This is a genomic window from Streptomyces sp. NPDC015345, from assembly GCF_043078805.1.
GTDB lineage: Bacteria > Actinomycetota > Actinomycetes > Streptomycetales > Streptomycetaceae > Streptomyces.
In genome coordinates this window covers 272,695-295,168 of sequence record NZ_JBIBTX010000003.1, presented here as the reverse complement: position 1 = coordinate 295,168, position 22,474 = coordinate 272,695, and the positions used below count along the sequence as shown (strand labels likewise).

The 22,474-nt window shown below is 69.7% G+C and carries 20 protein-coding genes and 1 riboswitch; of the genes, 12 read left to right on the top strand and 8 right to left on the bottom strand.

Features of this window, described 5'->3' with window-relative positions; all coding sequences use genetic code 11:
- The 9 genes from ACF062_RS13615 to ACF062_RS13575 all read left to right on the top strand — a co-directional run bounded on the left by ACF062_RS13615 (position 1) and on the right by ACF062_RS13575 (position 9,384).
- Positions 1 to 666, top strand: a complete 666-nt coding sequence (locus ACF062_RS13615; RefSeq protein WP_392137911.1) for an alpha/beta family hydrolase — start codon at positions 1 to 3, stop codon at positions 664 to 666.
- Between the two features lie 232 nt (positions 667 to 898).
- Complete coding sequence (gene sigR, locus ACF062_RS13610; RefSeq protein ID WP_030780923.1) at positions 899 to 1,573, top strand: RNA polymerase sigma factor SigR; 675 nt, start codon at positions 899 to 901, stop codon at positions 1,571 to 1,573.
- A complete protein-coding gene (rsrA, locus tag ACF062_RS13605; RefSeq protein ID WP_223776668.1) occupies positions 1,570 to 1,890 on the top strand; it encodes a mycothiol system anti-sigma-R factor in 321 nt (106 codons plus the stop codon). The genes sigR and rsrA overlap by 4 nt, the downstream gene beginning before the upstream one ends.
- A 202-nt stretch (positions 1,891 to 2,092) precedes the next feature.
- Positions 2,093 to 3,448, top strand: coding sequence for an HD-GYP domain-containing protein (locus ACF062_RS13600; RefSeq protein WP_392137910.1), 1,356 nt, complete (start codon positions 2,093 to 2,095; stop codon positions 3,446 to 3,448).
- Positions 3,445 to 4,734 carry an HD-GYP domain-containing protein gene (locus ACF062_RS13595; RefSeq protein ID WP_392137909.1) on the top strand — a complete coding sequence of 430 codons (1,290 nt, stop codon included), beginning with the start codon at positions 3,445 to 3,447 and terminating at the stop codon, positions 4,732 to 4,734. Before ACF062_RS13600 ends, ACF062_RS13595 begins: the two co-directional genes overlap by 4 nt.
- Before the next feature lie 148 nt (positions 4,735 to 4,882).
- Positions 4,883 to 5,863: a hypothetical protein gene (locus tag ACF062_RS13590; protein WP_205035344.1), complete on the top strand. Its 981-nt coding sequence runs from the start codon at positions 4,883 to 4,885 to the stop codon at positions 5,861 to 5,863.
- An 80-nt stretch (positions 5,864 to 5,943) separates the two neighbouring features.
- Entirely contained in the window at positions 5,944 to 6,594 is a 651-nt protein-coding gene (def, locus tag ACF062_RS13585; RefSeq protein ID WP_392137908.1) for a peptide deformylase, read from the top strand.
- Between the two features lie 301 nt (positions 6,595 to 6,895).
- Positions 6,896 to 8,008 carry an epi-isozizaene synthase gene (gene cyc1 / locus ACF062_RS13580; RefSeq protein WP_392138845.1) on the top strand — a complete coding sequence of 371 codons (1,113 nt, stop codon included), beginning with the start codon at positions 6,896 to 6,898 and terminating at the stop codon, positions 8,006 to 8,008.
- A complete protein-coding gene (locus ACF062_RS13575) occupies positions 8,005 to 9,384 on the top strand; it encodes a cytochrome P450 (protein WP_392137907.1) in 1,380 nt (459 codons plus the stop codon). Before cyc1 ends, ACF062_RS13575 begins: the two co-directional genes overlap by 4 nt.
- A 51-nt stretch (positions 9,385 to 9,435) precedes the next feature.
- Here the strand turns inward: ACF062_RS13575 and ACF062_RS13570 are convergent, their stop codons facing one another.
- From ACF062_RS13570 to ACF062_RS13535, 8 genes are all read right to left on the bottom strand, one after another.
- On the bottom strand, positions 9,436 to 10,458 hold the full coding sequence (locus tag ACF062_RS13570; RefSeq protein ID WP_392137906.1) for a ribonucleotide-diphosphate reductase subunit beta: 1,023 nt from the start codon (positions 10,456 to 10,458) through the stop codon (positions 9,436 to 9,438).
- Entirely contained in the window at positions 10,458 to 12,857 is a 2,400-nt protein-coding gene (locus ACF062_RS13565; RefSeq protein WP_392137905.1) for a ribonucleoside-diphosphate reductase subunit alpha, read from the bottom strand. Before ACF062_RS13565 ends, ACF062_RS13570 begins: the two co-directional genes overlap by 1 nt.
- 133 nt (positions 12,858 to 12,990) lie before the next feature.
- Positions 12,991 to 13,131: riboswitch (cobalamin riboswitch) on the bottom strand.
- Positions 13,132 to 13,182: 51 nt separating this feature from the next.
- Positions 13,183 to 13,686 (bottom strand): GNAT family N-acetyltransferase, encoded by a 504-nt coding sequence (locus ACF062_RS13560; RefSeq protein WP_392137904.1) that lies wholly within the window; start codon positions 13,684 to 13,686, stop codon positions 13,183 to 13,185.
- A 78-nt stretch (positions 13,687 to 13,764) separates the two neighbouring features.
- Positions 13,765 to 15,393: a monocarboxylate uptake permease MctP gene (gene mctP, locus ACF062_RS13555; protein WP_392137903.1), complete on the bottom strand. Its 1,629-nt coding sequence runs from the start codon at positions 15,391 to 15,393 to the stop codon at positions 13,765 to 13,767.
- Complete coding sequence (locus tag ACF062_RS13550; protein WP_223776675.1) at positions 15,390 to 15,644, bottom strand: DUF3311 domain-containing protein; 255 nt, start codon at positions 15,642 to 15,644, stop codon at positions 15,390 to 15,392. The genes mctP and ACF062_RS13550 overlap by 4 nt, the downstream gene beginning before the upstream one ends.
- A 121-nt stretch (positions 15,645 to 15,765) precedes the next feature.
- Positions 15,766 to 15,963, bottom strand: a complete 198-nt coding sequence (locus ACF062_RS13545; RefSeq protein WP_263303356.1) for a YbdD/YjiX family protein — start codon at positions 15,961 to 15,963, stop codon at positions 15,766 to 15,768.
- Positions 15,960 to 18,098 (bottom strand): carbon starvation CstA family protein, encoded by a 2,139-nt coding sequence (locus ACF062_RS13540; RefSeq protein ID WP_392137902.1) that lies wholly within the window; start codon positions 18,096 to 18,098, stop codon positions 15,960 to 15,962. The genes ACF062_RS13545 and ACF062_RS13540 overlap by 4 nt, the downstream gene beginning before the upstream one ends.
- Positions 18,099 to 18,212: 114 nt before the next feature.
- Positions 18,213 to 18,995, bottom strand: coding sequence for a GntR family transcriptional regulator (locus ACF062_RS13535; RefSeq protein ID WP_356574716.1), 783 nt, complete (start codon positions 18,993 to 18,995; stop codon positions 18,213 to 18,215).
- A gap of 286 nt (positions 18,996 to 19,281) precedes the next feature.
- Here ACF062_RS13535 and ACF062_RS13530 point away from each other — a divergent pair, with 286 nt between their 5' ends.
- The 3 genes from ACF062_RS13530 (at position 19,282) to ACF062_RS13520 (ending at position 22,470) form a co-directional block, all read left to right on the top strand.
- On the top strand, positions 19,282 to 20,556 hold the full coding sequence (locus ACF062_RS13530) for an extracellular solute-binding protein (RefSeq protein WP_392137901.1): 1,275 nt from the start codon (positions 19,282 to 19,284) through the stop codon (positions 20,554 to 20,556).
- A gap of 97 nt (positions 20,557 to 20,653) precedes the next feature.
- Positions 20,654 to 21,643 (top strand): carbohydrate ABC transporter permease, encoded by a 990-nt coding sequence (locus ACF062_RS13525; protein ID WP_392137900.1) that lies wholly within the window; start codon positions 20,654 to 20,656, stop codon positions 21,641 to 21,643.
- On the top strand, positions 21,640 to 22,470 hold the full coding sequence (locus ACF062_RS13520; RefSeq protein WP_392137899.1) for a carbohydrate ABC transporter permease: 831 nt from the start codon (positions 21,640 to 21,642) through the stop codon (positions 22,468 to 22,470). The genes ACF062_RS13525 and ACF062_RS13520 overlap by 4 nt, the downstream gene beginning before the upstream one ends.
- The last annotated feature ends 4 nt before the right edge of the window (positions 22,471 to 22,474 follow it).

The window sequence follows — 22,474 nt, the reverse complement described above, 5'->3', positions numbered from 1 at the left end:
GTGACGCACGAAACACACACGCCGCAGAGCGAGGCCACCCAGCTCGTCGAGACCGACGCCGGTACGGCGCGCATCACCTGGCACCCGGCGGACAAGAAGGCACGCCTCCTGCTGGCCGTCAGCCACGGGGCGGGCGGCGGCATCGAGGCCCGCGACCTCCAGGCCCTCGCCGCCACGCTGCCCGCGCACGGCGTGAGCGTCGCCCTCGTCGAGCAGCCCTGGCGGGTCGCGGGCAAGAAGCTGGCGCCCGCGCCGAAGACACTGGACGTCGGCTGGCGGGGCATCTGGCCCGCGCTGGAGAAGAAGGGGCTCCCGGTGATCTCCGGAGGCCGCAGCGCGGGCGCGCGCGTGGCCTGCCGCACCGCCACGGAGCTGGGCGCCGCCGCGGTCCTCGCGCTCTCCTTCCCCCTGCACCCCCCGGGCAAGCCCGAGAAGTCCCGCGCCGACGAGCTGCTCGGCGCCGGAGTGCCGACCCTCGTCGTACAGGGCGGCAACGACCCCTTCGGGAAGCCCGCCGAGTTCCCCGAGGGGACGTACGAACTGATCGAAGTGCCCTTCGGCGATCACGGGTTCAAGGCGCCGAAGAAGGCGGACCTGACGCAGGACGAGGCCGTGGCGGTCATCACGGACGGCGTCACACGGTGGGCGGGAATGTTGGGCGCGTGACCCCTGTTGTCGCGAACAGACGGTGCACACCGTCGCAGACGTGTTCGTACGAGAGGGAGTCCGCCGCATGGGTTCGACCATCTGCCCGAACCGCTCCAGCGCCTCTGACCTGGAGTGGACGGTCTTGAGCGCACCCAAAACCGCAACTATTCGGGCGGCGCGCGGAGTGGATCGTCGTCTATCCTCCGATTCGAGTGGGGCTGCATTCGGCCTCGCCACGTCGTTGGAGGAGGTGGGTCCGGTCACTGGGACCGACGCAGGGACCGAGCACGGCCAGGCGGAGCGCCCGGAAGAGGGTTCTGAGACGGCCGCGGAGCGCACGGCCCGCTTCGAGCGGGACGCGCTGACGTTCCTCGACCAGATGTACTCGGCGGCGCTGCGCATGACGCGCAACCCGGCGGACGCGGAGGACCTGGTCCAGGAGACCTACGCGAAGGCGTACGCGTCGTTCCACCAGTTCCGCGAGGGCACCAACCTCAAGGCGTGGCTGTACCGGATCCTCACGAACACGTTCATCAACTCCTACCGCAAGAAGCAGCGCGAGCCCCAGCGCAGTGCCGCCGAGGAGATCGAGGACTGGCAGCTCGCGCGCGCCGAGTCGCACATGTCCACCGGTCTGCGCTCCGCCGAGTCGCAGGCGCTGGACCACCTGCCCGACTCGGACGTGAAGCAGGCGCTCCAGGCCATCCCCGAGGAATTCCGCATCGCCGTCTATCTGGCCGATGTCGAGGGCTTTGCCTACAAGGAGATCGCGGACATTATGGGGACACCCATCGGTACGGTGATGTCCCGGCTGCACCGGGGCCGCCGCCAACTGCGCGGCATGCTGGAGGACTACGCCCGTGAGCGCGGGCTCGTCCCGGCGGGTGCCGGGGAGTCGAACGGAACGAAAGGCTCGGGCTCATGAGCTGCGGAGAGCCGCACGAGACTGACTGCAGTGAAGTCCTGGACCACCTCTATGAGTTCCTGGACCACGAGATGCCGGACAGCGACTGCACCAAGTTCGAGACGCACTTCGAGGAGTGCTCGCCGTGCCTGGAGAAATACGGCCTTGAGCAGGCCGTGAAGAAGCTGGTGAAGCGCTGCTGCGGGCAGGACGACGTGCCCACCGACCTGCGGGCCAAGGTCATGGGACGCATCGACCTCATCCGCTCCGGGCAGTCGGTGCCCGACCAGGACGTCACGCAGGACGCCGCGCCGGGTGTGACGCCCTCGGAGGCGTGAATCGCCTGAACCTCCCGGCGGTACCCGGTAGTTGAGAGTGGGAGCAGGTCGCGCATGATGGCGGCCTGCTCTTCTTTATGGCCCCGTTCCTCCCTCCTGTCACTCGAATGTGCTAATTCGCCGCCGTCGGGTACTGACCGCCGAGCCGCCGCCCTAGTCTCCGGACCTGGGTCTTGCGAGCTGGAACGGGGAGGAGAACTCCATGCGGTCGGTGCCGGCGCGGGCCCGCCTGTACATCCTCTGCGTCGCTCTGGGCGGCGCCGCCTGTGTCGCGCCCGCGCTGAGCGCACGCACCCCCTGGCCGGCCGTCGCGCTCCTCGCGGTGCTCTGCGCCGGGTGCGAGCGGACCGCCCTGCCCCACGGCCGCACGCGCGGCCTCGGCACCTTCTTCCCCGTGCTGCTCGCCGGGGTCTTCCTGCTGCAGCCCTCGGCCGCCGCCCTCGTCGCCGTGCCGGGCGCGCTGCTCGCCGGCGTCGACCGGCGCCCCCGCCGGGTACGCCGCCTCTGGCGCGCCGCCCAGCTCGCCGTGGCCTCCTGGACGGCGGCGCGGGTGTATGGGGCGCTCGGCGGGCCCGCCGCCGGTGCCGGCCCCGACTTCCCGTACGTCCTCGGGCCCGCGGGAGCCGCCGTGGCGGCCTTCTGCGCCGTGCTCACCGTGCTGGACGGCGGGGTCCTCGCGACCGCCGAGCGGGTTCCCCTGCGGAGCGCGTGGCGGGGGCTCTTCGCGCGCTCGCTCGCACCGGTTGCGGTGCACGGCCTGGCCGGGCTGATGATGGCGATCCTGTGGACCAGCCCCTACGGGCCCCCGGCCGCGCTGCTCGTGCTGCTGCCGATGGGCGTCTCCTGCTGGGTCTTCGCGCAGTACCACCACGAGCGCGCCGCCCACCAGGCCACCATCCGGGCGCTCGTGCAGGCCGTCGACCTCAAGGACAAGTACACCCGCGGCCACAGCGAGCGGGTCGGGCGCGCCTCGGTGATGATCGCGCGCGAGCTGGGCATGGACGACGAGCGCGTCGAGGTCCTGCGGTTCGCGGGCATCCTGCACGACGTCGGCAAACTCGGCGTACCCACCCGCCTGCTGCGGAAGGACGGTCCCCTGACCCAGGAGGAGCGGCGCGTCATCGAGCTCCACCCCGAGTACGGACACGAGATGGTGCGCGGCATCGGGTTCCTCGGCGAGGCGCGGGCGGCGATCCTCCACCACCACGAGCGGATCGACGGCAGCGGTTACCCCTACGGGCTCGCCGGGCGGCAGATCCCCGAGTGCGCCCGGGTGGTGGCCGTCGCCGACGCCTTCGACGCGATGACGTCCACGCGGTCCTACCGGCGGGCCCGGCCGGTGCCCGCCGCCCTGGAGGAGCTGGCCCGGTGCGCGGGGGCGCAGTTCGACCCCGCCATGGTCGCCGCGCTGACACGCGCCCTGGACCGGGACGGGTGGCACCCCGAGGTCACCTCGGACGTCCCGCGCCGGGTCCCGGAGCACGGCGCCGACCACGGCGGAAACGTACCGCCTGCGCGCGCGGCCGCACCCGCGGCGCGCGGGCCGGCCGCCCGGTGACCGCCCCCGGCGGCGCGCACCCGCCCACCCGTGTGGAACGCCTGCCCACCACGGCGGCCCACGGCCTGGCCGGCCTGCTCGCCCTCGCCTCTCTGGGCTGGACCCTGTGGCACGGCGTCGCGGAAGGGCGGGTCGCCCTCGCCTTCGGGGTGCTCATCGGCCTCGGGGAACTGGCCCGGTGGGGCAGCGGCGGCGACCGGGAGCCCGCGCCGCTCGGGGCCGCCGGAGCCCTGGCCTACGCGCTGCTCGGGCAGAACGCGGGCCAGGCCACGCACCACGGGGTGCTCCAGGTGATCGCCGTGGTCGTCGCGGCCGCCCTCGTGGGAGCCGTGCCACATGTGGCGCTCGGCCGGGGGCCCACCCTCGACCACATGGCGCGGCGCGTGCTGACCGTCGCGTTCGCCGCCGCCTGCTTCCAGCCCCTCTACAACGCGGGCAGGCTGGAGGAGTGGGTCGGCCACGGCCCCTGGTTCGCGCTCGTCATCGTCGCCGTGCTCGTCCTCACCGCGCTCTGCGACGCCGTCCTCGCCGCCGCGATGGCGCACGCCCGCACCCGCTGGCCGTTCGGGCCGCTGCTCCGCGACGAGCTGCGGGCCATGCTCGGCATCGGTTCGGCCGTCTGCGCCACGGGGGCCGTGATGGCGCTCGCCGTGGCCGTGGCGGGGCTCTGGGCGCTGCCCGTCTTCAGCCTTCCGCTGCTGCTCACCCAGCTCTCCTTCCGGCGCTACGCGGCGGTGCGGGCCACCTACCGGCAGACCATCGCGTCGCTGGCCAGGGCCACGGAGATCGCCGGATACACCCCACAGGGCCACGCCCACCGCGTCGCCGGGCTCAGCCGGGCCGTCGGGCGCGACCTCGGGCTGACGGGGCCGGACCTGACCGTCCTGGAGTACGCGGCGCTGATGCACGACATCGGCCAGCTCTCCCTCGTGGATCCCGTGCCCGAGGGTGCCACGGCCACCCTGCCCGAGGCGCAGCAGCGCCGGATAGCCCTGCTCGGCGGTGCCGTCGTACGGCAGACGGGGGTGGACTCCGCGGTCGCCGTGGTCGTGGAGTGCCAGGCCGACCCCTACCGCGACCAGCCACTCACCGCGCGAATTGTGCGCACCGCGAACGCGTACGACGAGATGGCGCGGGGAGAAGGACCCTCGGGGGCGCTCGGCGGCCCGCTCAACGCCTTGGAGAGGCTGCGGCTGGCCACCGGCCACGACTATCAGCCGGAGGTCGTGGAGTCCCTGGCGAGGGTGGTGTCGAGGGGCGGTCTTAGCTCACCCCCGGCTGGGTAACCCATGGGTAATGAGCGGCCGTCCGACCGTACGTGGTTGGATGCGAAGAAGAGGAAGAAGAGGGTGCGCGGGGGCGTTCGACCCGACGCCGCGCCTTCGCGGACGGGACTTCCGACAAATCGTGACAGGCGGGAATCAGGCGGGAATCGTGAGGATCTTCGGCAAGGGACGGCACCGGCCCTCCGCCTCATGGCGGCAGGCGACCGACCGCGCCTTCACGCTGATCGGCGACGGCCGGTACGAGGACGCGGGAGCGCTGCTCACACGCGCGGCGGACCTCGAACCGTGGCTGTCCGAGTCCTGGTTCAACCTCGCGCTGCTGCACAAGTTCCGGCACGACTGGGAGCAGGCGCGGGCCGCGGGGCTGCGCGCCGTAGCACTCCTGGACCGCTCCGCGGGCGCCCCGGACTGGTGGAACGTCGGCATCGCGGCGACCGCGCTCCAGGACTGGCCGCTGGCCCGCCGCGCCTGGCAGGCGTACGGCCTGCGGGTGCCCGGCGGGGTGGCCGCGTCCGGCGAGCCCTCGGGCATGGAGCTCGGCAGCGCGGCCGTGCGGCTCTCCCCGGAGGGCGAGGCCGAGGTGGTGTGGGGCCGCAGGCTGGACCCCGCGCGCATCGAGGTGCTGTCCATCCCGCTGCCCTCCTCCGGGCGGCGCTGGGGCGAGGTCGTGCTGCACGACGGCGTCCCGCACGGCGAGCGGACGACGGCGGCGGGACACTCGTACCCCGTCTTCGACGAGATCGAGCTCTGGGCGCCCTCACCCGTGCCGACCTGGGTGGTCCTCCTGGAGGCGGCCACCGAGGACGACCGGGACGCCCTGGAGCAGCTCGCGGCCGACGCGGGATTCGCCGCCGAGGACTGGTCGTCCTCCGTACGGCTGCTGTGCCGCATGTGCTCGGAGTCCCGGATGCCGAGTGACGAGGGCGACGGCGAGCACCTGGACCCGCACGACCACAGCGAGCCGGGCCACCCGGGGCCGCTCGGCCACCGCAGCCCCGGCGCGGTCTGGGTGCCGGAGCGGGAGTGCGGCATCGCGGCGCCCGCCGCTCTGGTGCGCGGCCTCCTGGACAGCTGGGTGGCGGACAGCCCCGACTCGCGCGACTGGCGGGATCTCGAAGAGGTCTGCTGACCCGAAGAGGCGGGCCGGGACTTCGCCGTAGGCTGTACCGGCACAACTCTTGAGGGTTTCACGGAAGGCTTACGGCGGACATGGCGCAGGACACTGAGCAGCAGGCCTCGGGCGGGGTGCTCCCCGTCGACGACGAGGGCTTCGTCATCGACACGGAGGACTGCGAGGAGCGCGAGACGGCCTACCGCGAGCGCGGCACGTCGCGGCCGATCACGGTCGTCGGCAATCCGGTCCTGCACAAGGAGTGCAAGGACGTCACGGCCTTCGACGACGACCTCGCCAAGCTGATCGACGACATGTTCGCGACCCAGCGCGTCGCGCAGGGCGTGGGCGTGGCAGCCAACCAGGTCGGCGTCGACCTGAAGGTCTTCGTCTACGACTGCATGGACGACGAGGGCGTGCGCCACGTCGGTGTGGTCTGCAACCCGGTCCTGACCGAGCTGCCCGCCGAGCGGCGCCGCCTCGACGACTCGGGCGAGGGCTGCCTCTCCGTGCCCACCGCCTACGCCCCGCTGGCCCGCCCGGACTACGCCGAGGTCACCGGCCAGGACGAGAAGGGCAACCCCATCAAGGTGCGCGGCACCGGCTACTTCGCCCGCTGCCTCCAGCACGAGACGGACCACCTGTACGGCTACCTGTACATCGACCGCCTCTCCAAGAGGGAGCGCAAGGACGCGCTGCGCCAGATGGCAGAGGGCACGCCGCGCTACCCCGTGGTGCCCAATGAGTGACGTGCGCGACGCCTGAGCGGCGCGGGAGCCACGTGACACGAGCGGCCCCTGGTCAGGAACCCCCTGACCAGGGGCCGTTGGCATGATCCGCTCACCTGTGCGAGCAGAACCGGCTGCCGAAGATCCATAATCAGTCACGTACGGGGAGGTTCTCGGCACCGGGGGGTAGTGAATGGCGCAAATCTGTTCCCTGAACGGTCAGTTGTGGTGCTGAATGGAAAGCGCGGGGATACACGACGGCGCGCGCCCGGCACGTGCGGGAGGGGTGTGCGCCACCCAGGCGGCTGAAAGGGGTTTGTCCGTGCCTGCATATTCCGGAAGCACTTCTCAGACACAGCCACACACGCGGAAGGTATCGGTCCCACCGGCGTTCGCCGTTCCGATGGTCGAGGCCGCGTTTCCTCGCCGTCTGCACCCGTATTGGCCAAAACTTCAGGAGAAGTCCAGGACCTGGTTGCGCGAAATGCGGCTCATGCCGTCGGACAAGGTCGAGCGCTACGCGGACAGCCTCTGCTACACCGATCTGGTGGCCGGCTACTACATCGGCGCGCCGGACGAGTTGCTCACCGCGATAGCCGATCTCAGCAGCTGGTTCTTCGCGTGGGACGACCGGCACGACCGCGACTCGGTGCACGGCCGGGCGGAGCAGTGGTGGCGGCTGTGCCGAGGCCTGCACGGCGCGCTCGACGCCCCCCGGCAGTATCTGCACCACTCGGACCCGCTGGTCGCGGGCTTCGCGGACTGCGTCCGCCGCCTGTACTCCTTCCTGGGCCCCAGCTGGAACGCCAGGTTCGCCCGGCACTTCCACCCCGTGATCGAGGCCTACGACCAGGAGTTCCACAACCGCCGCGGCGGCACGGTGCCCACCGTCGAGACATACGTCGAGCTGCGCCGCCTCACGTTCGCGCACTGGGCCTGGATCGACCTGCTCGAACCCACCGCGGGCCGCGAACTGCCGCACGGCGTACGCAAGCACCCCGCGTACCGGCGTGCGGCGCTGGCCACCCAGGATTTCTCGGCCTGGTACAACGACCTGTGCTCACTTCCCAAAGAACTGGCGGGAGATGAACTGCACAATCTCGGGATCAGCCTCATCCACCACGAGGGACTGACGCTCGAAGAGGCGGTGCGTGAAGTTCACCGGCGGGTCACGCAATGTGTCACGGATTTTGTCCAGGCCGAGGAAGAAGTACTGCTGTTCGCCCGTAGATTGGCCGGCGGGAACACGCGCGGAAAAGAACTCGCGGAAGCATTGGAATCCTGCGTCTTCAACATGCGGAACTGGTTCTCTTCCGTGTACTGGTTCCACCACGAATCCGGTCGTTATCGGGTGGACAGCTGGGACGACCGGTCCATGCCCCCGTATGTCACGGAAGACGCCCTGGCGGAAAAGGAACTGGTGGGTGAGGAATGAGCGTCGAGTCCACGACAACCGTACCGGCGGCCTCCGGGCCGGACCCGCTGCGCACCCCGCCGCTCGTGGCGGGCGGCGCACCCCTGCTCGGCCACGCCTGGAACCTCGTGCGCGACCCGCTCGGCTTCCTCGCCGCGCTGCGCGACCACGGGGATCTCGTAAGGATCAGGCTGGGCCCGAGGACGGCGTACGCGGTCTGCGATCCGGAGCTGGTCGGCGCCCTGCTGAAGAGCCCCGAGTACATCGTCGGCGGGCCGCTCTGGGACACCCTCGAAGTCCTCCTCGGCAAGGGCGTGGCGACCAGCAACGGCCGACTGCACCGGCGCCAGCGGCGGATGATGCAGCCCGCGTTCCGCCCCGAGCGGATCGCCGACTACGCCAGGGTGATGGAGGAGGAGGCGCGCGCCACGGCGGCCCGCTGGCGGCCCGGCGAGACGGTCGACGTGAGCACGGAGATGTTCCGCACGGCCGTGCGCATCGTCTCGCGCTCCCTCCTGGAGGTCGACTCGATCGGCGAGAAGGCGGACCGCGTCGCCGACTCGCTGCACACCGTCTTCGAGGGCCTCTACCGCCGGATGGTGCTCTCGGTCGGGCCGCTCTACCGCGTGCCGACGCCCGCCAACCGGCGCTTCGAGAACGCGCTCGCCGACCTGCACGCGCTCGTCGACGAGATCGTCGCGGAGCGTCGGGCGGCCGCCGGGCCCGGCGGCCCGCAGGACCTGCTCGCGGAATTGCTGCGTGCCACGGACGAATCCGGGCGGCCACTGGCCGACCAGGAGATCCACGACCACGTGGTTTCCCTCGTCGTGGCCGGCGCGGAGAATGTCGCGTCGACGCTGGCGTGGACGTTCCATCTGCTCACCGAACACCCCGAGCAGGAAAGGAAGTTGATTGAAGAAGTAAATTCCGTGGCCAGGGATCGCGCGATCACATTCGCCGACCTGGGCGACCTGCCGCACACCCGCAATGTCATCACCGAGGCCATGCGGATACGGCCTGCCGCCTGGATATTCACGCGCCGGTCGGTGGCCGAGACCGAACTGGGCGGCTATCGCATTCCGGCCGACGCGGACATCGTCTACAGCGTCTACGCGATGCAGCGCGACCCGCGTTCCTTCGAGCGGCACCTGGAGTTCGACCCGGACCGGTGGCTGCCCGAACGCGCGGGGCAGGTCCCGGAGTTCGCCATGATGCCGTTCGGCGTCGGCAACCGTAAGTGCCCCGGCGACCACTTCAGCATGGCCGAACTGGCCCTGATCCTCGGCACGGTGGCCCCGAAGTGGCGCCTGGAGCGGGTACCGGAGACCGACACCGGCACCCGCGTCGGCATCACCCTGCATCCGAAGCGGCTGGTCCTGCGGGTTCAACCGCGCTGAGCGTGCGGGTGTGTCCGCCCCGCCCCCGTGGCGGGGCGGACACACACGTTCTCAGAACTCGTCGTCGAAGGAGACCGAGCCCTCGACCGCGACCTGGTACGCCGACGGCCGCCGCTCGAAGAAGTTGGTCAGCTCCTGCACGCCCTGGAGCTCCATGAAGGAGAACGGGTTCGACGAGCCGTAGACCGGCGCGAAGCCGAGCCGCTGGAGGCGCTGGTCGGCGACGCACTCCAGGTACGCGCGCATCGAGTCGGTGTTCATGCCCGGCAGACCGTCCCCGCACAGGTCACGCGCGAACTGCAGCTCCGCCTCGACGGCCTCCTTCAGCATGTCCGTGACCTGCGTCTGGAGCGCGTCGTCGAAGAGCTCGGGCTCCTCCTTGCGGACCGTGTCCACCACGTCGAAGGCGAAGCTCATGTGCATCGTCTCGTCGCGGAACACCCAGTTGGTGCCGGTGGCCAGGCCGTGCAGCAGACCTCGGCTGCGGAACCAGTAGACGTACGCGAAGGCACCGTAGAAGAAGAGCCCCTCGATGCACGCGGCGAAGCAGATCAGGTTGAGCAGGAAGCGGCGGCGGTCGGCCTGCGTCTCCAGCCGGTCCAGCTTCTCGACCGAGTCCATCCACTTGAAGCAGAACTGCGCCTTCTCCCGGATGGAGGGGATCTCCTCCACCGCGTCGAACGCGGCCGCCCGGTCCTCGGGGTCGGGCAGATAGGTGTCGAGCAGCGTCAGATAGAACTGGACGTGCACGGCCTCCTCGAAGAGCTGACGGCTCAAGTACAGCCGCGCCTCGGGGGAGTTGATGTGCTTGTAGAGCGTCAGCACCAGGTTGTTGGAGACGATCGAGTCACCGGTCGCGAAGAACGCGACCAGGCGGCCGATCAGGTGCTGCTCCTCGGGCGTCATCTTCGCCAGGTCGGCGACGTCCGAGTGGAGGTCGACCTCCTCCACCGTCCAGGTGTTCTTGATCGCGTCCCGGTAGCGCTCGTAGAAGTCCGGGTAGCGCATGGGGCGCAGGGTCAGCTCGAAGCCCGGGTCGAGAAGGTTCTTCTCGCTGTTCGTCGTCGTGCTCATTACTGGCAGGCCTCGCAGGACTCGGGGTTTTCCAGGGAGCAGGCGACGGCCTCTTCGGCCGTGACCTGCGCGGGTACGGGGGCGGCTGTGGCGTTCGAGCCACCGGCCGCGCGGGCGATGCGCGTGGCGGGGCGCGAGCGCAGGTAGTACGTCGTCTTCAGGCCCTGCTGCCAGGCGTACGCGTACATCGAGGAGAGCTTGCCGATGGTCGGCGTCTCCAGGAACAGGTTCAGGGACTGCGCCTGGTCGAGGAACGGGGTGCGCGCGGCGGCCATGTCGATCAGGCCGCGCTGCGGGATCTCCCAGGCCGTGCGGTAGAGCGCGCGGACGTCCTCGGGGATCCAGCCGAAGCCCTGCACCGAGCCGTTGGCCTCGCGCAGCGCCTCGCGGGTCTGCGTGTCCCAGACGCCGAGCCGCTTCAGCTCGTCCACCAGGTAGGCGTTGACCTGGAGGAACTCGCCGGACAGCGTCTCGCGCTTGAAGAGGTTGGAGACCTGCGGCTCGATGCACTCGTACACGCCCGCGATGGACGCGATGGTGGCGGTCGGCGCGATCGCGAGCAGGAGCGAATTGCGCATGCCGGTCGTGGCGATACGGGCGCGCAGGGCCGCCCACCGCTCGGGCCAGGTCAACTCGACGCCGTAGTGGTCGGGGTGCAGGACGCCGCGCGCGGTACGGGTCTTCTCCCAGGCGGGCAGCGGGCCCTCGCGCTCGGCGAGGTCGGCCGACGCCTCGTACGCGGCGAGCATGATCCGCTCGGCGATGCGGGTGGACAGGGCGCGCGCCTCGGGGGAGTCGAACGGCAGCTTCAGCTGGAAGAAGACGTCCTGGAGGCCCATCGCGCCGAGGCCGACCGGGCGCCACTTGGCGTTGGAGCGCCCGGCCTGCTCGGTCGGGTAGAAGTTGATGTCGACGACGCGGTCGAGGAAGGTGACGGCGGTGCGGACGGTCTCGTCGAGCCGGTCCCAGGCGAGGTCGCCGTCCTCCACGAAGGCGCCGAGGTTCACCGAGCCGAGGTTGCAGACCGCCGTCTCGCCGTCGTCCGTCACCTCCAGGATCTCGGTGCAGAGGTTCGAGGAGTGCACGGTGTGGCCGGGCTCCGCCGTCTGGTTGGCGGTGCGGTTGGCGGCGTCCTTGAACGTCATCCAGCCGTTGCCGGTCTGCGCGAGGGTGCGCATCATGCGGCCGTACAGGTCCCGGGCCGGGATGGTCTTCTTCGCGAGCCCGGCGGCCTCGGCCCCGCGGTAGGCGGCGTCGAACTCCTCACCCCACAGGTCGACGAGGTCGGGCACGTCGGCCGGGGAGAACAGCGACCAGTCCTGGTCGGCGGCGACCCGGCGCATGAACTCGTCCGGGATCCAGTGCGCGAGGTTGAGGTTGTGCGTGCGGCGCGCGTCCTCACCGGTGTTGTCGCGCAGTTCGAGGAACTCCTCGATGTCGGAGTGCCACGTCTCCAGGTAGACCGCGGCCGCGCCCTTGCGCCGGCCGCCCTGGTTCACGGCGGCGACCGAGGCGTCCAGGGTCTTCAGGAACGGCACGATGCCGTTGGAGTGCCCGTTCGTGCCGCGGATCAGCGAACCCCGGGAACGGATGCGGGAGTACGAGAGTCCGATGCCGCCCGCGTGCTTGGAGAGCCGCGCGACCTGGTGGTAGCGGTCGTAGATCGAGTCCAGCTCGTCGAGCGGGGAGTCGAGGAGGTAGCAGGAGGACATCTGCGGGTGGCGGGTGCCGGAGTTGAAGAGCGTCGGTGAGGACGGCAGGTAGTCCAGGCGGCTCATCAGGCCGTACAGCGCGGCGACCTCGTCCACGGCCGCGGCGCCCTCGTCCTTGGCCAGGCCGCTCGCGACGCGCAGCATGAAGTGCTGCGGGGTCTCGATGACCTGCCGGGTGATCGGGTGGCGCAGCAGATAGCGGCTGTGCAGGGTGCGCAGGCCGAAGTACTCGAAGCGGAAGTCCGCGCCGGCGGCGAGCGCGGCGTCCACCAGCGCGTCGAGCCGGGCCGCGTGCGCCGTCACGAACTGGGCCGTGCGGTCGGCGATCAGGCCCTCGCGGTGGCCGACCGCCACGGAGTCGGTGAAGGAGCGCACGCCCTGCGTCGCCGCCTCCTCGCGGATGCCGATCGACAGGAGCCGGGCCGCCAGCTTCGAGTACGCCGGGTCCTCGGCGATGAGCCCCGCGGCCGCCTCGGTCGCGAGCTCCCGCAGCTCCGACGCGTCGGCCCTGGCCGAGCGGCCGCGCAGCGCGGCGGCGGCGACCCGGCCGGGGTCGGCGTCGGGAAGGTCGGCGGTGAGATCGGTCAGGGTGCGCAGCAGCGCGGCCCCTGGCCCGTCGGTTCCCTCGGCACCCTGGGCGGTGGGCGTCGACGGCGCTGACGCGGGTTCGGCAGGCGCGATGGTCACGTGGGGGCACTCCCTCGCTCGGCTCTGGGCCAGGAGGAGGGGGGCGGGCACACACGGGCGCACCCGGGCAGGGCGGCGTACCGCGTCCACCGGCCCACTCCACGAGGCCCGGACGGTCGGCACCCGGGCCGGACGGCACGGGTGCACTGTCGGCAGGTCCTCGGACTCCGCGTACGCGCAATACGTACACATGCACCGTTGCGGGACAGTTCCGGACTTGCACCGGATTCCCCTGCGGCGACAGCGAGCACGAGCATACATCTTGTGTCGGGTTCCTGAGGCGGCCCCACATCTTGTGTCGGTGCGCAGGGGGAGTCGGGTGGGCTCAGAGAGTCAACGCGTAGGCGAGCAGCGGCACGGTCTCGATCGGCCGCCAGTCGCGCTCGGGCGTCCGTACGAAGCCGAGGCGCCCGTACAGCCGGTGGGCGGCGTGCATCGACGTCTGCGTGGACAGGACGAGCCCGGTGCGGCCAGCCTCCTTGGCGCGCCGCACGCACTCCCGTACGAGCGTCTCGCCGGCGCCCCGGCCGCGCGCCTCGGAGGAGACGGCCAGCATGCGGATCTCCGCCTCGCTCTCGCGCGCTATGTCGGCCATGGGCCCGCCGGAGGGGACGTAGGTGACGCAGCCGAGTACGGTCCCGTCCGCCTCCGCCACCAGGACCTCCGCCGCGGCCGCGCGCGCCGCCACGTCGCGCAGCACGTCCAGATAGGGGTCCTCCGCCCCGAAGTCCAGGTGTTCGTCGTCGAGATAGGCCTGTGCGGTGAGGGCGCCCAGCGCCTCGTACTCCTCGGGGCGGGCCTGCCTGATCGTGATGGTCGTCGTATCCATGAGGCGCAGTGTGCAACACGGGTACGACAAAGGCCGCCGGTTTTCCGGCGGCCTTTGTCGGTGCGGGTGGGGAAGGGCTCAGTGCCCGGCGCCCGCGGTCGCCTTGGGCAGTTCCTGGATGACGCCCGGGTCGCCCGCGTCCGCGGTGTAGTCACCGGGCGAGGTCTCGTCGATGCCGTCCGGGGCCTTCAGCGCCTTCAGGACGAAGGTGAGGACCACGGTGACGATGACGTTCAGGACGAACGCGGTGAGGCCGATGTAGCCGATCTCGCCGATGCCAGGGATCGTGTCGGAGGAGCCGCCGAAGTGCTTCTGCGTCGGAGACGCGACGCCGTACGCCGCCAGCGTGCCGTAGACCATGCCGACCGCCCAGCCGGCGAGGAGCGCCCAGCGGTGGAACCACCGGGTGAACAGGCCGCCGACCAGCGCGGGCATCGTCTGGAGGATCCAGATGCCGCCGAGCAGCTGGAAGTTGATCGCGACGGTCTTGTCCATGGTGAGGACGAAGGCGAGCGCGCCGACCTTCACCAGCAGCGAGACCAGCTTGGAGACCTTGGTCTCCTGCGCGGGCGTCGCGTCGGGCTTGAGGAAGTCCTTGTAGATGTTGCGGGTGAAGAGGTTCGCGGCCGCGATCGACATGATGGCCGCCGGGACCAGCGCGCCGATGCCGATGGCCGCGAAGGCCACGCCCGTGAACCAGTCCGGGAACATGGTCTCGAAGAGCTGCGGGATGGCCAGCTGGCCGTTGTCCACCTTGATGCCCGCCGCGATCGCCATGAAGCCGAGCAGCGCCAGCAGGCCGAGCATCAGTGAATACAGCGGCAGGATGGTGGTGTTGCGGCGGATCACGTTGCGGCTCTTCGAGGAGAGCGTCGCCGTGATCGAGTGCGGGTACATGAACAGCGCGAGGGCCGAGCCGAGCGCGAGCGTGGCGTACGTCCACTGCCCGGCCTCGGCGGGCGCGAGCGCGCCACGCGGCTTGTCGGTCGCCGGGTTGGTCTGCGCGAAGGCGTCACCGGCCTTGGCGAAGATGTCGTCGAAGCCGCCCAGTTTGATCGGGATGTAGATGATCGCGACGACGATGACGAGGTAGATCAGCCCGTCCTTCACGAACGCGATCAGCGCGGGCGCGCGCAACCCCGACGAGTAGGTGTACGCGGCGAGCACCGCGAAGGCGATCAGGAGCGGCAGGTCCTTGATGAACCAGTTGGTGTCCGGGCCGCCGCCGACGCCCATGACGTCGAGGACGGCCTGGATGCCGACGAGTTGGAGCGCGATGTAGGGCATCGTGGCGAGGATGCCGGTGACCGCGACGGCCAGCGAGAGCCCCTTCGACCCGAAGCGCCCGCGCACGAAGTCCGAGGTGGTCACATAGCCGTGCTTGTGCGAGACCGACCACAGGCGCGGCAGGAAGGTGAAGATCAGCGGGTAGACGAGGATGGTGTAGGGCACCGCGAAGAACCCGGCCGCGCCCGCCGCGTAGATCGCCGCGGGGACGGCCACGAAGGTGTACGCGGTGTAGAGGTCGCCGCCGAGCAGGAACCATGTGACCCAGGTGCCGAACGACCTGCCGCCGAGGCCCCATTCGTCCAGGCTCTGGTCGTTCTCGGCCTTGCGCCAGCGGGCGGCCAGGAAGCCCATGACCGTGACCGCTATGAAGAAGAAGATGAAGACGGCGAGCGCGACGCCGTTGACTCCGCCGTTCATGACCGCGCACCTTCCTTGCGGGCGCGCTGGTCACGCTGCCACAGCTTGTACGCGATCATCGTGAGCACCGTGGAGATGACGACCCACAGCATCTGGTACCAGTAGAAGAACGGGATGCCGATGAGGGTCGGTTCGATCCTGGCGTAGGAACTCACCCAGAGCATCGCCACGAACGGCGCGACAAGGCAGACGGCGACGACCACGCGGACCGGCGTGACCACCGGTCTGTTCACTTCAGGCGCATCTGACATATCGCGGCTCCGTTCCCTCACTTATCCCATGCTTAACGTGCGGGAAATCTAAGCGAGAGTCTCGCGGTATGGAACCCCTGTCCGAATAACGGACGGGACTCGAAGTGCCCGACGTGCCTGCTCAGCAGCAGCGGAACCCCTGGCGGGGGTCCGACTCCTGGCGGTCCGTCCGCATCCGCTCAAAGGCGCGGCGACTGGGGACGGTTGCGGCCGGATGGTCCTTGCGCACGTGCGCCACGTACCGCTCGTACGCCGACTCGTCGGTCAGCTCACGGACGTACCACCGCATCCAGCGCACCCCGCGCAGCAGCCAGGTCATCGCACCGGCTCCCGCTTCTCGTCCCGCCGCGCTTCCCGCTTCTCCTCGGCGGTCGGGAAGAGTCCGGCCGGGGCCGTCAACTTCGACTCCACGTACGGAGCCTCGCTCAACCGGGAGGCCTCGGGGTCGCGGAGGTGCTTGAGGCAGACCCGCGCCGCGTCGGCGATCACGATGACGATGAGCAGCGCCAGCGCCGCCGAAAGGACGCCGTCCACCGTGGAGTTGGTGACGACGGTGTGCATGTCGTCCATGGACTTGGCGGGCGGCAGGACCTTGCCGTCGTCGATGGCGTCCTGGTAGATCGAGCGCTGCGTGAAGAAGCCCACGCGCGGGTCCCCGGAGAAGACCTTCTGCCAGCTCGCGGTGAGCGTCACGGTGGCGTCCCAGGCGAGCGGGACCGCCGTGATCCAGGCCCACTTGAGGCGCCCGGACTTCACGAGCAGCGTCGTGCAGACGGTGAGGGCGACGGCGGCGAGGAGCTGGTTGGCGATGCCGAAGATCGGGAAGAGCTGGTTGATCCCGCCGAGCGGCTCGTGGACGCCGACCCACAGGAAGTACCCCCACAGACCGGTGACGGCGGCGCTGGTCAGCACCAGGCCCGGCTTCCAACTCACCCTCTTGAACGGCTTGTAGACGTTCCCGAGCATGTCCTGGAGCATGAAGCGGCCCACGCGCGTGCCCGCGTCGAGCGCGGTCAGGATGAACAGCGCCTCGAACATGATCGCGAAGTGGTACCAGAAGGCCCGCATCGAGCCGCCGGTGACCTGCGAGAAGATCTCCGAGACGCCGACCGCGAGCGTGGGCGCCCCGCCCGTGCGCGAGAGCAGCGAGGACTCCTCCACGTTCTTGGCGGCCTGCGCCAGGTCGGCGGGGGAGATGCTGTACCCGAAGTTCGCGACGGCCTTCGACGCCTCCTGGACGGTGTCGCCGACGACACCCGCCGGCGCGTTCATCGCGAAGTACAGCCCGGGGTCGATGATCGAGGCGGCGACGAGCGCCATGATCGCGACGGCCGACTCCATCAGCATGGAGCCGTACCCGATCATCCGGACCTGCGTCTCCTTCTGGATCATCTTCGGCGTCGTGCCCGAGGAGATCAGCGCGTGGAAGCCGGACAGGGCTCCGCAGGCGATGGTGATGAAGACGAAGGGGAAGAGCGAGCCGGCGAAGACGGGCCCGTCGCCGCGCGAGGCGAAGTCGGTCACCGGGTCCATCTTCAGCGTCGGCAGGGCGATGACGACGCCGAGCGCGAGCAGCAGGATGGTGCCGATCTTCATGAACGTGGAGAGGTAGTCGCGCGGCGCGAGCAGCATCCACACCGGCAGGATCGAGGCGATGAAGCCGTACGCGACCAGCCAGATGACCAGCGTCGAGGGCGCGAGCGTGAAGGTGTCCGCGAGCGAGGACTCGGCGACCCAGCGCCCGGCGACCAGCGCGACGAGCAGCAGCGCGATGCCGATGAGGGAGACCTCGCTGACCCGCCCCGGACGCAGCACCCGCAGGTAGAAGCCCATGAGCAGGGCGATCGGGATGGTCATCGCGATGGAGAAGGTGCCCCACGGCGACTCGGCGAGCGCGTTGACGATGACGAGCGCGAGCACCCCGAGCAGGATGATCATGATGGCGAACGCGGCGAGCAGCGCGGCGGCCCCGCCGAACGGCCCGATCTCGTCCCGCGCCATCTGCCCGAGCGACTTGCCGTCCCGCCGCGTCGAGAAGAACAGCACGACCATGTCCTGTACGGCGCCCGCGAAGATCACGCCGACGACGATCCAGATGGTGCCCGGCAGATACCCCATCTGGGCGGCGAGCACGGGCCCCACCAGTGGCCCCGCGCCCGCGATCGCCGCGAAGTGGTGGCCGAGCAGCACGCGCCGGTCGGTCGGATGGAAGTCGATGCCGTTGTCGAGCCGCTCGGCGGGCGTGGCCCGGGTCCGGTCGACCTTCAGGACCTTGTACGCGATGAACTTGGAGTAGAAGCGGTACGCGATGGCGTACGAGCCGAGGGCCGCCGCCACCATCCAGGCGGCCGACACCTCCTCGTCGCGCGCGAGCGCGAGGACGGTCCAGCCCGCGGCGCCGACCAGCGCGACGAGGGTCCAGACGACGATGGATCGGGGTTCTGCTCTGCGCACCGGGTCGTCCTCCCGTTCACCATGCGATGACGTTCATCGTGCGAAGACGTTCACGCGATGACGGGAGGAACGTAGAGCAGTGAGGTGATCCGCGCCAGACCCCCGGTGCGCGGGTCAGTCCGTGGGGCGCTTGAGGCGGGCCACGAACTTGTAGCGGTCGCCGCGGTAGACCGAGCGCACCCACTCCACCGGCCGGCCCGCGGCGTCCAGCGAGTGCCGGGACAGCAGCAGCATCGGCAGGCCGACGTCGGTGCCGAGCAGGCCCGCCTCGCGCGGGGTGGCCAGCGAGGTCTCGATGGTCTCCTCGGCCTCGGCGAGACGCACGTCGTACACCTCGGCGAGGGCCGTGTAGAGCGAGGTGTACTTGACCAGGGACCGGCGCAGCGCCGGGAAGCGCTTGGCCGACAGGTGCGTGGTCTCGATGGCCATGGCCTCGCCGTTGGCCAGACGCAGCCGCTCGATGCGCAGGACGCGGCTGCCCGCGCCGATGTCGAGCAGTCCGGCGAGGGTGTCGTCGGCGGTGATGTAGCCGACGTCCAGGAGCTGCGAGGTGGGCTCGAGGCCCTGCGCCCGCATGTCCTCGGTGTACGAGGTGAGTTGGAGGGCCTGCGACACCTTCGGCTTGGCGACGAAGGTGCCCTTGCCCTGGATCCGCTCCAGGCGGCCCTCGACGACCAGCTCCTGCAAGGCCTGGCGGACCGTGGTGCGGGAGGTGTCGAACTCGGCGGCGAGCGTCCGCTCCGGGGGGACGGGGGTGCCGGGCGGCAGCGTCTCCGTCATGTCGAGCAAGTGCCGCTTCAGGCGGTAGTACTTGGGCACGCGCGCGGTGCGGCCGACGCTGGGGGCCTCCGAAGAAGTGCCCCCGTCGGTCCCGGTACTGCCCGCTTCGGTGCCCATGGCCACCCTTCCCGGCTCCTGTGCTGCTGCCGTCACCGGCTCCTCCGTCTGTCGCGGCTCACATCGTGGCACGGTACGGGCCGAGCAAGTCTTACTCGCTCAGGTGTCGGTCCGATAACGGACGCGACAGCCCTTCTTATACACCCTTGACACCCCTAAAGGTCTAGGCCAAGCTCCCCGTACTGGTCTACACCATTAAAGACCAGGTTCCAGTCCCACGGGCAGATCTCGGTCCATTAGGTCGCTGCGGGTGGGGGGTTGACTGGCATCCCTTGAGGAGGGTGACGTGAAGCGCAAGCTCATAGCGGCCATCGGTGTCGCGGGCATGTTGGTCTCGGTCGCGGCCTGCGGCAGTGACGACGGGGACAAGAAGTCCGGCGGGGCCGACGGCTTCAAGGGCGAGACGCTGACGCTCTGGGCGATGGACGGTTCGACGCCGGACAAGTGGCAGAAGGATGTCACGGCGGCCTTCGAGAAGAAGACCGGCGCGAAGCTGAAGTTCGAGGTCCAGCAGTGGAACGGCATCCAGCAGAAGCTGACCACGGCCCTCTCCGAGGAGAACCCGCCGGACGTCTTCGAGATCGGCAACACCCAGACCGCCGCCTACGCCAAGACGGGTGGCCTCGCCGAGCTGGGTGACCTCAAGGAGTCGATCGGCGCCGACTGGACCGAGTCGATGAACAAGGCCTCGGTCATCGACGGCAAGCAGTACGCCGCCCCGTGGTTCGTCCTCAACCGCGTCGTGATCTACAACAAGAAGATCTGGGCCGAGGCGGGCATCAAGGACACCCCCAAGACCCGCGAGCAGTTCCTGAAGGACCTCAAGCAGATCGGCGCGAAGACCGACGCCGAGCCGATCTACATGCCGGGCCAGTTCTGGTACCACTTCGTCGGCCTGACCATCGGTGAGGGCGCCGAGCTGGTCAAGAAGGACGGCGACAAGTACGTCTCCAACCTGGCCGACCCCAAGGTCGCCAAGGCCATGAAGACGTACCAGGAGTTCCAGAAGCTCTCCAAGGCCCCCAAGAACAAGGATGAGGCCACCCCGCAGCAGGGCGAGGTCTTCGGCAAGGGCAAGACGGCCACCTTCATCGGCATGCCGTGGGAGGCGGACCTCGCGATCAAGACGGACAAGAAGATCGCGAAGGACATCGGCTACTTCACGATCCCGGGTGCCACGGCGGACAAGCCCGAGGGCGTCTTCCTCGGCGGCTCCAACCTCGCCGTCGCCGCGACCAGCAAGAAGCAGGAGCTGGCCAAGGAGTTCCTGAAGATCGCGCTGTCCGACAAGTTCGAGGGTCAGTTCGCCAAGGAAGGCGGCGTCATCCCGAACAAGGAGTCGCTGGAGTCCGCCCTCAAGGGCAACCCGGCCGCCAAGGCCATGACCCCGGCCACCCCCGGCGGCGGCATCACCCCGCTGATCCCCGAGTGGGGCGCGGTCGAGAACCCGCCGAACCCGATCAAGAACTACATGACCGCGGTGCTCAACGGTAAGTCGCCTGCCGAGGCCGCCAAGCAGGTCGAGGGCGAGCTGAACAAGCGCCTGTCGCAGAAGCAGTAAGGACGCTCCTCTTGCCGGGGGCGGCGGGTGACACGCCCTCGCCGCCCCCGGCACACCTCTGCGTACCGCCGCGATGCCCACGAAAGAGATGGCGAGCATGACCGTGCAGAAGACCGAACGGCCGCCCTCCGGCCCGACGGAGGTGCAGACACCTGACGGCGGACCACGACCACGTGGCCCGCGCGCGGCCCCGGGGCGTCTCGCCGGCCTGACGCCCTATCTGCTCCTGGCCCCCGCGATCGTCGCCACCCTGCTGCTGCTCGGCTGGCCGCTGGTCAGCAACGGGATCCTGTCGTTCCAGAACCTCAACATGAGGCAGTTCATTCTGCACCTCACGGAGTGGAACGGATTCGACAACTACAAGGAGGTCCTCACCGGCGAGGACTTCTGGCGGGTCACCGGCCGCTCGGTGGCCTTCACCGCCGCCAACGTCGTACTGATCATGATCCTCGGCACGCTGGTCGGCCTGCTGCTCGCCCGGCTCGGCCGGAAGATGCGCACGCTGCTCCTGGTCGGGCTCGTGCTCGCCTGGGCGATGCCCGTCGTCGCCTCCACCACCGTCTACCAGTGGCTGTTCGCGCAGCGTTTCGGCGTCGTCAACTGGGTACTCGCCAAGGTCGGCTTCGAGTCGATGGCCGACCACGACTGGCTGGCCACGCAGTACTCGACCTTCTTCGTGGTCCTGCTGCTCATCGTCTGGCAGTCGATCCCCTTCGTGGCGATCAACCTCTACGCCGCCACGACGACCATCCCCAAGGAGCTGTACGAGGCCGCCTCGCTGGACGGCGCAGGTGCCTGGAAGCAGTTCACCTCGGTGACCATGCCGTACCTGCGGCCCTTCCTCTACGCCACGACGTTCCTGGAGATCATCTGGGTCTTCAAGGCGTTCGTCCAGGTCTTCACCCTCAACGAGGGCGGCCCGGACCGGCTCACCGAGATCCTGCCCGTCTACGCCTACATCGAGGGCATGGGCAACCAGCACTTCGGCATGGGTGCCGCGATCGCGATGCTCACCATCGTCATCCTGCTGGCCATCACCTCGTACTACCTGCGGATCGTGCTCAAGCAAGAGGAGGACGAGCTGTGAAGCGCTCGCCGCTGGGCCGGATCTGGCCCAATCTGACCGCCGTCGTTCTCTTCCTGCTCTTCACCTTCCCCGTCTACTGGATGTTCGCGACGGCCTTCAAGCCGACCGGCGACATCATCAGCGAGGACCCGGTCTGGTTCCCGACCGACGCCACGTTCGAGCACTTCAGGACGGCCATGGCCGCCGACCACTTCTGGACCATGGTCGGCAACTCCATCACCGTCACGGTCTGCGCGGTCGTCTTCTCGCTCATCATCGGCGTCACCGCGGCGTTCGCCCTCGCCCGGATGCGCTTCAAGGGGCGGCGCGGCTTCATCATCGGCTTCATGCTCGCCCAGATGGCGCCCTGGGAAGTCATGGTCATCGCCATCTACATCATCGTGCGCGACGCGGACATGCTGAACAGCCTGATCCCGCTCACCCTCTTCTACATGGTGATGATCCTGCCCTTCACTCTCCTGACGCTGCGCGGCTTCGTCGCCGCAGTGCCCAGGGAGCTGGAGGAGTCCGCGATGGTCGACGGTTGCACCCGCATGCAGGCCTTCCGCCGGGTGATCCTGCCGCTGCTCGCGCCGGGCCTCATGGCGACCTCGCTCTTCGGCTTCATCACCGCCTGGAACGAGTTCCCGCTGGCCCTCGTGCTCAACAAGGAAGCGGACGCCAAGACCCTGCCGATATGGGTGTCCAGCTTCCAGACCGCCTTCGGCGACGACTGGGGCGCCACCATGGCCGCGGCCTCCCTCTTCGCCATCCCGATCCTGATCCTCTTCGTCTTCCTGCAACGCAGGGCCGTCAGCGGCCTGACCGACGGCGCAGTGAAGGGATAACGCC